This is a genomic window from Flavitalea flava (assembly GCF_054461575.1).
The window spans coordinates 1-11,897 of sequence record NZ_JBTLQH010000029.1; the positions used below are offsets into that span (position 1 = coordinate 1).

General features: G+C 45.7%; 11 protein-coding genes. 4 read left to right on the forward strand and 7 right to left on the reverse strand.

The genetic code is table 11. The annotated features are described in order from the left end of the window. The coding region (locus ACX0G9_RS21775; protein ID WP_459067072.1) for a TonB-dependent receptor plug domain-containing protein at positions 1-1,021 on the reverse strand (1,021 nt) is incomplete at its 3' end. 215 nt (positions 1,022-1,236) lie between these two features. On the opposite strand from ACX0G9_RS21775, the gene ACX0G9_RS21780 reads away from it, so the two are divergent. Continuing rightward, entirely contained in the window at positions 1,237-2,400 is a 1,164-nt protein-coding gene (locus ACX0G9_RS21780; RefSeq protein ID WP_459067073.1) for a LacI family DNA-binding transcriptional regulator, read from the forward strand. Here ACX0G9_RS21780 and ACX0G9_RS21785 read toward each other — a convergent pair. The 6 genes from ACX0G9_RS21785 to ACX0G9_RS21810 form a co-directional block, all read right to left on the reverse strand. Further along, positions 2,397-4,748, reverse strand: coding sequence for a tetratricopeptide repeat protein (locus ACX0G9_RS21785; protein WP_459067074.1), 2,352 nt, complete (start codon positions 4,746-4,748; stop codon positions 2,397-2,399). The two genes, ACX0G9_RS21780 and ACX0G9_RS21785, sit on opposite strands and share 4 nt — an antisense overlap. Positions 4,749-4,766: 18 nt before the next feature. After that, the gene (locus tag ACX0G9_RS21790; protein ID WP_459067075.1) at positions 4,767-6,476 is read right to left on the reverse strand and encodes a hypothetical protein; all 1,710 of its coding nucleotides are present in this window, start codon (positions 6,474-6,476) and stop codon (positions 4,767-4,769) included. Between the two features lie 39 nt (positions 6,477-6,515). Further along, positions 6,516-7,148: a hypothetical protein gene (locus ACX0G9_RS21795; RefSeq protein ID WP_459067076.1), complete on the reverse strand. Its 633-nt coding sequence runs from the start codon at positions 7,146-7,148 to the stop codon at positions 6,516-6,518. A gap of 124 nt (positions 7,149-7,272) precedes the next feature. Continuing rightward, positions 7,273-7,833: a GNAT family N-acetyltransferase gene (locus ACX0G9_RS21800; protein WP_459067077.1), complete on the reverse strand. Its 561-nt coding sequence runs from the start codon at positions 7,831-7,833 to the stop codon at positions 7,273-7,275. A gap of 1 nt (position 7,834) precedes the next feature. Next, complete coding sequence (locus ACX0G9_RS21805; protein ID WP_459067078.1) at positions 7,835-8,368, reverse strand: DinB family protein; 534 nt, start codon at positions 8,366-8,368, stop codon at positions 7,835-7,837. A 99-nt stretch (positions 8,369-8,467) separates the two neighbouring features. Then, a complete protein-coding gene (locus ACX0G9_RS21810) occupies positions 8,468-9,340 on the reverse strand; it encodes an RpnC/YadD family protein (RefSeq protein WP_459067079.1) in 873 nt (290 codons plus the stop codon). Positions 9,341-9,763: 423 nt separating this feature from the next. Between ACX0G9_RS21810 and ACX0G9_RS21815 the strand changes: the two genes are divergently transcribed. The 3 genes from ACX0G9_RS21815 to ACX0G9_RS21825 all read left to right on the forward strand — a co-directional run bounded on the left by ACX0G9_RS21815 (position 9,764) and on the right by ACX0G9_RS21825 (position 11,890). Then, positions 9,764-10,621, forward strand: a complete 858-nt coding sequence (locus ACX0G9_RS21815) for a DUF6597 domain-containing transcriptional factor (protein ID WP_459067080.1) — start codon at positions 9,764-9,766, stop codon at positions 10,619-10,621. Between the two features lie 104 nt (positions 10,622-10,725). After that, positions 10,726-11,310 (forward strand): hypothetical protein, encoded by a 585-nt coding sequence (locus tag ACX0G9_RS21820; protein ID WP_459067081.1) that lies wholly within the window; start codon positions 10,726-10,728, stop codon positions 11,308-11,310. Between the two features lie 52 nt (positions 11,311-11,362). After that, on the forward strand, positions 11,363-11,890 hold the full coding sequence (locus ACX0G9_RS21825) for a DinB family protein (protein ID WP_459067082.1): 528 nt from the start codon (positions 11,363-11,365) through the stop codon (positions 11,888-11,890). The last annotated feature ends 7 nt before the right edge of the window (positions 11,891-11,897 follow it).

The window sequence follows — 11,897 nt, forward strand, 5'->3', positions numbered from 1 at the left end:
TGATAATACCATCCTGGTTAAAAAAATTGCCGGATAAAGAGAACTGGGTTTTTTCGGAACCGCCGCTGACCGATATCTGGTAATTCTGGATGATCGCTTTGCGTAAAATAAGATCCTGCCAATTCACCCCCTTGCCCTGCAATGAATCGGGATTGGAATAAATGGGGCTGTTGTACACATCGTTCTCCAGCTTGGCAAACTGGGCCGCATTGAGCATATCTATCTTTTTCAACGCGTTTTGAACGCCCTGATAAGATTCTATCTGCACACGGGTCGGACCATTCTTACCCCGTTTGGTCGTGATCAGGATGACTCCATTGGCTCCCCGGGCACCGTAGATCGCGGTGGCAGAAGCGTCCTTCAAAATTTCCACCGACTCGATATCATTGGGGTTGATCGTGGACAAAGGGCTGGGGTCCGTAACGCTTCCCCCATTGGAGATCTGGATCCCGTCTATAATATAGAGCGGTTCCGAAGAACCGTTGATGGAATTGGTTCCCCGGATACGAACGCTGATATTTCCACCCGGAGCGGCATTGTTCTGGGTGATCTGTACGCCGGATACCCTGGCCTGGATCCCCTGGGCAACATTGGTTACCGGCGTTTGGGTGAGTTCTGCAGCTTTTACCGAGGCGATCGACCCCGTCGTAGCAGCCCTGCGTTGTGTACCATAACCAACGACGACCACATCTTCCAGCTTGCCGATATGTCTCTTTAACACTACCGACACGAATGACTGTCCGTTCACCGGCACCGTCTCCTCGTCATAGCCCTGGTAAGAGATCAGCAGAATCGCATCGGGTGTACTATCTTTTATTGTAAATTCACCTTTGTTATCTGTAGTGGTTCCTTTTTTGGAGCCTTTAAGGGTGATACTGGCTCCGGCGACAGGATTATTATCGGCATCTCTCACCTTTCCCTGGATAGTCTGAACAGGCTTCTGGGCAAGGGAAAGAAAGGGAGAACCTAAAAAAAGGGAAAAAAAGACGGCAGGCAGAAGGAGCGTCCGGAATTTTCGCATATGGCAGTTTATTTAAAGTAAAGCAATCAGTTTGTTAAAGCAGCTTGTTAAGGCCTTTTGATAAAAGCATTCCGTTCAGTGAATGGAATGCTATTGCAATTTTAGGAAAGTTTTTTCCGGAAAATGTTAAGGATCTTTAATTTTGAAAACAGTATCTACCGGGAACGATTGCGGTATCGTTCCCGGTAGGTGAAAGGAAGAAAAAGCTTATGGGAATGATACGCTGTACTAAATGCGGGCAGGTGCATGCCATTACCAAATCGGGTCTTGCCCGGGGCAAACAACGGTATTATTGCAAGGATTGCCAGATCTACTTTACCATTCCGGCGGCTCAGCAGGATATGGCCCCCAGCCCCACCCATATTGCCACCATTCTCGATATCGCCCGGGCCCTGAATATCTCCAAGTCCACCGTTTCGCGTGCCCTGCAGGGGCATACAGATATAAAAGAGGAGACGCGCAAGGCCGTCGTGCAAATGGCGAAGAAACTGGATTACCAGCCCAATCTCCTAGCCAAAAGCCTGGTGAACAGCAGGAGCAACACTATCGGTATTATCGTTCCCGAATTTTTGACCTCCTTTTTTCCAACGGTCATCATCGGAGCGCAGCAAATAGCCGGCGAAGCGGGATACAATGTCATTATTTGTCAATCCCAGGAATCGGTTCAGACGGAAATGGCCAATACCCAGGTCCTGCTGGCGAGCCGGGTAGATGGCGTGATCATTTCGATGACCCGCGAGACCAGCGATTTCGATCATTTCAGGACCTTTGGACGGCATGGCATCCCCATCGTCTTCTTCAACCGGATCTGCGAAAAGATAAACACCTCGCGGGTGACCGTAAATGATTATGAAGGAGCCTATAATGCTGTAGAACATCTGATCCTGAACGGTTACAAACGGATCGCTCATATCAGCGGCCCTCCCAAACTCCGCGTAAGCCAGAACAGGCTTAAAGGATATCTCGACGCGCTGAAGACGCACAAACTACCTACCCATGAAAAATGGATCCTGCATCATGATCTGACTGCTGAAAATGCCTGGGACTCTGCAAAAAAATTATTGACACAGAAGACCCGCCCTGATGCTATCTTTTGTATCAACGACCCCGCGGCCATTCAGACCTTATTATATGCCAAAAGCAGGGGGATCAAGGTTCCGGACGAGCTGGGGATCGTTGGCTTCAGCGATGATCCGATCTCTTCGGTCATCGAACCGCAGCTGACGACGGTCAAACAACCCGTGAGCGAAATGGGCAGGACGGCCATGCGCTTATTGCTGGAGCAAATAAAAAATGGTAATGCCCCTTATACGCCGGTCCATACCAAATTACCCACTAATCTTATCGTAAGGCAATCTTCAGTCAGGAAAAAGAGTTAGCCTTTCTCTTTCAGCTTCTTCACCAGCTCCTTAAACCGGGGCTCATTTCTGATATATTCCAGACTATCATCGGTAAGTATCCAGTCCAGGTCCGCATACCCATTGGCGATGGCTTTGTCCAGGTTGTCCAGGGCCTTATCCTTGTCTTTCTTCAGCGCGAACCAGGCGGCCCAGTTCCGGAAGGCCACGCCTTCACTGAGGTGCAGTCCTTCGAAGCTCTTAAAGGCCTGCTCTGCTTCCGGCAGTTGGTTATTTTTTGCATAGGCCATCCCCAACACATTAAAGGTCCCTTTCATTTCCAGCAGCGTATCCAATACCTGCACCTGTTTCAATGCCCGGATGGCCTGTGTATACTTTTTAAGCTGGTAATAACAAAGCGCGGTCTTGGTTAAATCGCCCAGGCTATCCGGAAGTACGGTAAGGCTGTCGAAATAATGTAGCGTTTGCACATAATCATTATCCCGGTAATAAGACCGGAAAGCCAGGGCATAAAAAATCCGGTCACGGATAATCGTTCTGTACTGGTTATCGGGAGCAGGTTCCAGGGCAGCTTCCGCCTGCCGGTAGTAATTGGCGGAGCTGTCATAACGGTGAATCATGAAACAGAGCGTCCCCAGCCGGAACAGGATCAGTAAATCCTTTGGTTTATAGATCCGGTTTAAGGTATCCAGGTATTGGATGGCCAGCATATATTTATTGTCCTGCCGGGCCTGAACCGCCCTGGCATCCAGGTAATCACCATAAGAGGAACGGCCGGAGGTGCTGTCATCATTGGCCACGTAAATATCGACGGCCTTTTTAAAAAAATAAGCCGCACTATCTTCAACACTCATTTGTGCATATACCCGGCCTAATTGATCATAGATACTTCCAAAATTCCTGTGCAACGGATCCAGGGTCTTTTCTGAAATGGCTTTTGCCTTAAGAATATGCCGAATGGCATGTACATTATCCTTTTGAAAATATTGGATCAGGGATAAATGCAGGTAGGAAGAAGCCAAACCCGGATCGTCCGGCCGCAGGATCTTTTCCTTGATCGCAATGGATTTATTTTCGAGTTCCAGGGCCTTGGGTAAATTGACCAGGCGGAAATAGATCAACGACGTATTGTGATAGGAAACAGCCAGTTTGGGATCGTCTTTTTTCAGGATCCGTTCCCGGAGCGCGATCCCTTTGTTACCCATTTCCAGGGCCTTGTCCAATAAGTTATTCCTTCGGTAAGCCGCTCCTAAATTATCATAGATACTTCCCAGCATCAGATCATCCTTGTCGAGTATTTTTTCACGGATCCGGAGCACCTGTTGAAAACAATACAAGGAAGAATCGTCCTTCTCCATTTGCAGATAAGCATCCCCTAAATTATTTTCAACGACCGACCAGGTCAGGGAATCCTTTTTAAAATCGAAACGGTCCCTGGTTCTTATTAAAATGGCGATCGTCTTTGTATATTTCCCATCTTCGTTATAGGCCGAAGCCAGGCCCAGATAGTGGAGGATCAGTTGTAAACTGTCCGCCTTATTTTCCTCTTCGATGGCAAGTACCTTTTCATAGCACTTTATAGCTTCCTTATACCGGAATTGCGGCAATAGAAGATTTATCTTCAGGGTATACCCTTCCGTAACCTTTTCGATTTCTGATTCCGCTTTGGCCTTCATAGCCATAGCCTGGCGGTAGGCCTCATCCAGTTTGGCATCGTCCAGGATCCGTAAAGCGCCCTCGATATCCTGTTCCTTTTCCATTTTATCCATGGCTGCCTTTACCATATCGGAAGCAAAATCCTTATTGATAGCCGCCATATACCCGGAAAGATTATCCAGTTTGTTCAGGGCTTCCAGAAAATTGGTCCGAAGCGTATCTAACTGCGCCTGCAATTGCCCTTTTTCCTTTTCGCTGGTGTTTGCCTTTGCCAGCAATTTTTCTTTTTCGCCGATCAGCCTGCCGTATTTCTTCCGGAGACTGGAATCGCAAAGATTATAATAATGCGTTTTGGCCTCGGCCAGTTGCCCGGCCTTACAAACAAATATAAAGAGGTCATTTTTGGGTTCGCTCGGTATGCGGGTATTATTGACCAATTCGGTATTGACCAGTTCGACCGGGGTATTGTACCGGTCCAATGAACCTACACTCAGACCAGCCGGGTCGCCGGGGCCTTTATTGGCATAGACCAGTTGGAACTGTCCCGACGAAGTGGAATAATCCGGATTGGCCCCCTGTCCCATGATCTTTACTTTTACAGCAGGTTTTTTTCCGCTATTCTGGTAAAGGACCGTGCCTTTTAGTTCCCGGTTCTGCCCGAAAAGACAGGAGGCAAAACCCAGACCCGCTATCAATAATAAGGTTCCTTTCATACACGGAATTTTTTGCGGCTAACGCAATGGTTTTTGGGGCTGCAGCATAAATCGCAACGGGGTGGAATTCGGGTAATAGTCTTCCGTCTCCTCCCTGTAACCCGGTGCGATTACGGTCACTTTATGCATGGGTCTTAACATCGTTGACGGCAGCAAGGCTTTAAATACACCCTGATCGTTGGTATACAGAACGGTATCGCCGCCAAGGTGGACCTCCGCTCCTTTGATGAAAATACTACCCGGTTGATTCGGTTTATTCGATTGATTGGGTTGATTCGGCTGATTCGGTTGATTGGTTTGATTCGATAGATTCGGGCTGCCGGATTTCCCGGAGTAAGCGGCAACCGTTCCTTCGACATGGGCCAGTTTATCGGTAGGCCTTATGCTTACCCGGGTCCTTTCATCGGAAAGGATAAGTGAATCTGACGAGACGCTCCAATATTCATCTTCCAGACGGAAGGCCATTTTTTTATGCAGCCAGTCATGATCCAGCGGTGGAGAGACGGCGCTCCTGTCTTCGTTAAAAACGATCGTTTCCGTCCGGTCCGGCAGTAACAGCAAACCTTTTACCGGGAACTTCAAACCGGGATAATCCTTTGGCAACGGTAAGCCAGGATCATTGACCAGGGTCACCGAAGCGGTAAAAGGGGTATTGATCTTCCGAACGATGAGGATTGTCGCCACTACTAAACTGATCCCTGCAACGATCAGGGCATACCGCATATTGATGGAGAGGGTATGGCGAATAGCATGGACCTCCTTTTTTATATGGAGTACCTCTCCATGCAGCGCTTTATATTGGCTGGCCAGCTGTTCAAAACGGTTGTCCAGGGCTTCGCCGAACTGGACATCCAGTTGGTTGTTGTCTTTTAACTCCCTGACCAGCGACTTGAGTTCCTCCATTTGTTGAGGAGACATTTTTAGGAATTTACCACCCTTTCGCTGATACCCGGTATTCGATCCGGCATTCGTAGCGTCTTCTTTTCGAACCGTTGCGGCTGTCTCCTGCATGGCGATCAGTTTATTGATCCCGATCAGGGTCTCTTCGGACAACATGCGTTCCATCGCTCTGCGGGCGGCACTTCCCTTATCCTGTTTGAGTTTCTCCCCAAAATACAATTGCGTTAGCGGCAGGAAATTTTTGATGAACAATTCCTGGAACTCCGGCGCCAGATCCTGGCCGGCCAGTTCTTCCGCCAACCGTTGGTTCAGAGCCTTTGAAAAATCATTTTCGACAGGGCTCTCTTTGTCAGTATATAAAAACCGGTTATCTTTTTTCTCATCGGAGGTATACATGATCTTTTTAAAATCATTGTTCTCCAGGGTAAATCCTTCGGCGGAGGAGAACTCCGTAAAAAAATCTTTTCGAAGACTGCGAAGGAATTTTTTGATGGGTTTGTTTAAAGGGTTGTCCGGGTATTTCTCTTTGTATAACAATTCAATTCCTTCGATGGCCTTCTGCATGGACTCCAGCAGCGTTTTCTGCAGATCGTGATTGAGTTCATTGGGGTTTTTCCGTTCGAATTGTTCCATCACCTCTTCGGCGACCGGAGCGACAAATTCACTGCCGATATGGGTAAGCAAATGACTCAGGACAAGCATGACCGGTCCGGCCAAATGCGCTATTTCACCACCTGACTGGCCAAGAACGGTACTATAATGCTCAGAAACAATTGCACTGATAAAAGCAGTGGCAAAAGCACTTGCCTTGCCTATAGTTTTGTTCAAAAAACTCATTCTTAAAAATAGCTTTTTTTAAGAATATGTTCAGGGCAATTTTTGGGCATTTTGCAGATCGGCCAGGAATTTTTCAATAACCTCCCTGATGGAGGCGCTCTGAATTATCCGGGTAGCCGTTTTGCGTGTCACGAAGGCATTTTTTCCTACGGGCGAATGTTTGTCCTTGTCCGTGATGTCCACACAGTAGGATTGCGAGATACCCGGGCAGGTAATATGCATCTGGCAAAGACCGTGAGCGGTACCGCTGCCAAAACCGATGATACGGGAATCCAATGCCTCCAGATTGACCTTTATCGTTTCGGTTGCCGTTGAGTCCAGTGTTATACCAGAGGCGGGCAAAAGATTCCGGAAATATTCCACGACCTTCCCCGCCCCGCCCGGACCGGCAAATTCCGACTTATTGTTGATCTCCACCTCTGAACAGGCCACATGCATTAATTGAAGGCTATCCCTTTGGTCATAGAGCTCCACCCGGAATTTCTTCCCTTTGAAATCGTATTTTTCGAGCGTTGGATAAAAGGCGAATTTTTTCCCTGGCAAAAAACCGTGTTCAGGCATTAAATCCTTGCTCAATTCCATCGAGGTATTGACCAAAATGGACTGGGAACGGCCTTGCAGGAAAAACAAGGTAACCAGGAGGGTAGAGAAAAACAGTTTCATGAGCTGAAGAAGTTATCCCTAATATTACAAAAAATAGGCGAGCCCTTTGTTACCGGTAGATTAAAAGACAGGTAAAAGATTTATTAATGGGGACTGCCTGATAACTGCATGGCAGACAAACCAATTAAATTATCTTATAATAAATAATGGTTCCTGTAAGACCGCCATGGGGTTTCAGGGCAAAATTGGGGATCTCACCCACCCGCTGAAATCCCAGACTTTCATATAGACCTGCGGCTCCGTCTTCGGTGGCCGTATCAAGAGTCAGCAAGGTCCGTCCCTGTTCGATGGCCAAACGTTCAGCCTCCACCATCAGCGCCCTGGCCAGGCCGCGGCGGCGATGACTTATCCTCGTCATCATTTTGGCAATCTCAGCGCGATGGGGCTGGTTGGGAGGGAAGTCAAGGAGAAGGGTAACCGTGGCGATGAGGGTGGCGTTTTCGGCGGTTTTGGAAACTCCGGCGATTTCGGCCGGCATGTTTTCGTATGCCCCTAGCACAATCCGCTGCCCACGATCTGCCGCTTGCAGTGATTTTTCCCAAAAGGCCCTGGCGACTGTCGGATCAAGCGGATGCATAAAACTCACCGAACCGCCGTTGGCGACTGTTTCGATAAGGAGGCCAGCCAGTTCATCGATGATTGGTTGCTGGTTGGTAAGCGTTGTTATATGGTAGGGGGAAGACATGTCACAAATCATCTTTAGCCCGGGAAACCCATCCCGGTGCGTTATTTATTTCGTTTCGCAAAAGCTTATTCAATTGTGCACTGTGATGCTGAACATGTCGCATATTATACAGCAGTATCTCCAGCACTGCATAATTCATATCTCCAGAACCCACTTCCTCTATCCATCTTTCTGCTAATTTTTCGGTTGTTAGACCTGCGATTACGGTATGGCATTTTTCACGGCTTGCCTGGAGATAGTCCAGCAATTCTTTTTTACTATAAATACTGTCCGGAACAAGGTCGTCAATGGCATCGGCTGGAATATCACCGGCTGCAGTTATAGTGAATGGAAGTGGGGAAGAAAGATTTTGAGCCGGGATGGTCAGGTAATAATCCAGGAATACCAGGCAATGATAAGCCATATAAAAAAAACGCCTATCGTTAGCCCCGTCGGTATACCAACGTTCTTCCGGCCAAAGGATAATGGCATTTTCAAGCATGTCGATGCTTGCGCCGAATTGTTTCCACAGACTTTCCTTTAGGATGGTTAGCATAACCTGTTTATTTATTAATAATTTTTTTGATATGGAAAGATCAAAAAAACCGCCCGGATCCCGGACGGCTAATATTGTTTTTAACAAAATTCAAGTGGTTTATTTTACCAGAATTTCCTGCCTGATCTTGTTCACGAAATCTTCCGTGACACAAGCAATAGAGGCTATCTTTTGTGTAGAAAAGTCCGAGACTTTCAGCAAATTCTCAATTATAAGACGTGTTTTAGCCTGGCCCTCGGCCAATCCCTCGGCCAATCCTTCAGCTTTTCCTTCTTCTTTACTCACCTGGTTAAGATATTCTTCGATACCCATATTTTTATATTTATCGTGTGATTGAATAGTCTCTTTAAAGATACGATTCATTTGCGGATCTTCAAATAAGACATAGTTATCTAAAAAACGGAAAATGGCATTTATTTTCCTTCGGGAGAACCCTTTTTTTATTAATTCACTAGCAATTAATAGCTTACGCTTCAGTAATTCTACTTCGGGTATTCTGCCCTCCAGAAGAGCGGTTTTTGCCGCGAGTACGATCAAGGCAAAAGGATTATCACTTTCTTGCAATTCCTCATCTGAATAGTCAAGGATGGATAAAATATGATATTGATAAGACAGCTTGGTTTTCCGGTATTGGTATTCAAACTTATCCGGCATTTTCTTCGCATTCTTTCCTGTAAATAAAGCAATTGCAGAAACGGGCCCTTTGTCTAAATCTCTCAGCCGGTAGAAGTAGGTGAACATCCTTTCAGAAAACTGTTCAGGTTTAGAGGTGTCACCCTGTATTTCACAATGGAATAAAATACATTCTTCCCTGCCCTGTTTGTTATATACCTTTCCTAACTTGTCCACAAACCGCGTATTCCTTTTTTCTCCGGGAACCGGGTCAATCTGGGCCAGCTCCTTATCCAGGAATTCAATACCGCGGGCCATATCATATACCTGATCGGCATCGGTATAAAGAAAGCGCAACAAATCATCAAAAACATCTTCCAGAACTACTTTCCAGAACTGGGCTCCGCCCAGTTCGTGAGCTCAGCCAAAGGCTGAAGCTCACAATAAAGGGAATGCGGGAAAAAAATTAAATTCAAAAAATATTTTTTTCCTGCATTCAGTAATATCGTTTTTTTTTCGCTGTTTCATTGGTAAACTTTAAACGGTTAAAATATAAAAACTACATAAGGGATATACATGCCCGATATATAGTTTCATAACTGAATAAAGATATTACTAAAAACCAACTTATTTAGTAATAAACTAATTATGTTAGCAATATGTGCGCGCGATAATATTTTGAGGAAAGCCGAAAATGAGTTTTGTTAAGATTTATATCGGGTTATAAAAGTATCTTACGAATTTCCCGTAAACTTGTGGCGGCCTCATTACAAATTTCTTAAAATGGATTACAAAATATTCACACCCTCAGTGCAGCTAAGGCAGCTAGTGAAATGCTTTTGGACGCTGGATAGCGATCCAAATGAGCCTACTCCGAAAGACTACTTTTTGATGGCAGACAGTTGTCCTGAAATTATCTTTCAATACAATGAAGGTTTTCAAAACTATTCGGCTCAAAGTGCCCGGATACGTTTCCAGCATTCTATTCACGATAAATTCGCTGTTGGAACCAAACTTGGTTTTTTTGGCGTCCGGTTATATCCGCATGCTGTAAATCAATTACTTAATATCCCAGCTAGTGAAGTCGCAAACCGCGTTTTTGATTTTTCTGCTTTATTTAAATCCGAAGGAGATGTTCTCGCTGACCAGGTATATAATGCGGCTAATACTACTGAGCGCCTGGCCCGGGTTTCAGATTATCTTACAAAAAGGGCATTGCGTTATAAGGTGGACCCTGTCAACTATTTTGTTGATCAGGTCATCCAATCTGCAGGTTCTGTGGATATTTCAACCATACAAAAAGAGTCTGGCCTATCAGTTAAACAATTTGAAAGACGATTTAAAGCCATCGCTGGTTTCCCTCCAAAATACTTTGCGCGAATCGTCCGTTTTCAATCCGTAAAAGACAGGTATTGTTTCGGCCAGCCTCAAACAATGACCAGCCTCGCCTATTCCTGCCATTACTATGACCAATCGCACTTTAACAGGGAGTTTAAAGAATTCTCAGGGGTGCAACCGCTTCGATATTTCAAACCGATAGACCAGGAAAATAATAACCCTTCCAAACACAACAACGATCTCCCTGTCGCCGCAAAAGAGCGGCCGTTCGATGGCTATCTTCCCTGCGGATGGTTCGTTTGACAAATTACGTTTATAGATTTTATCGTGAATGACGATTTTGTACAATTTCCCAAATTGTTTTAGGAATAACTTGCACCCGGAAATTAAAACAAAAATTAAGTACAATGAAAAAAATCACGAGATTATCTTTTTTTCTAATATTGGCTTTCCTCATTATATTATCAATTAAGGGTAATGCACAACAGAATCCTTCAACGCAACACGACGGTCAACATGATTTTGATTTCCACTTCGGTACCTGGAAAACGAAGGTGACGCGACTCTTGCACCCGCTGACGGGCTCAACCAGCTGGACCGAATATAACGGGATGTCGTTCGTGCGCAAACTGTGGAATGGTCGCGCAAGTGTTCTCGAGCTCGAGGTCGATGGCCCGGCGGGACACATTGAAGGGGTCGGACTGCGTTTATATAACCCCGAATCCCATCAGTGGAACCTCAACTGGACGAATAGCAGTCAAGGCATGTTGACGCAACCGATGATCGGCGAGTTTAAGGATGGACACGGTGAGTTCTTCGATCAGGAGAATTTCAACGGGCGTAGCATTCTCGCACGAAACGGCTTCTACGATATTACTCCCACATCAGTTCGTTTCGAGCAGGCTTTTTCTGCCGACGGGGGTAAGACCTGGGAAACAAACTGGATCATGACCTTCACAAGGGTACAGGATGAATCCGGCAACCTGCATTAGACAATGATTGTATCGCGAATGACTGTTTTATACCAAAAAAAAGTTAACTATAATGAAAAAGATCACAAAATTATTCACTTTTCTAACGCTGGTTTTGCTTGCAACTTTTGCCAAAGCTCAGGATGCCGGGCAAATGATTAAGGATTGGGAAAGAGCAAAAACCTTTACCCTGCATTATTTAGAGGCAATGCCGGAAACTGGTTATGCTTTTAAACCGACCCCTGAAATGCGAACGTTTGCTGAGCATATGCTGCATTTTACTGACGCAAATTTTGAGCTGGCACCCTTAGCCGGCGGCATTAAAAGTCCGATTGAGGAAGGTGCGGCCTCAAAATCCACTGACAAATCGAAAGCCTATACCATAAAGATGGTAATGGCGGGCTATGATTTTGTTATTAGTAACATTAAAAACATGAACCCTAAACAATTCCAGGACACCATAAAGCTTTTTAATAAATATGTGATGACTAAAGCTGTGTTATTGAGCAAGATATTTGAACATCAAACCCATCACCGGGGGCAAACGACTGTTTATTTTCATTTACAGGGTATCAAACCACCAGACCAGGAATTATTTTAAAATTTGA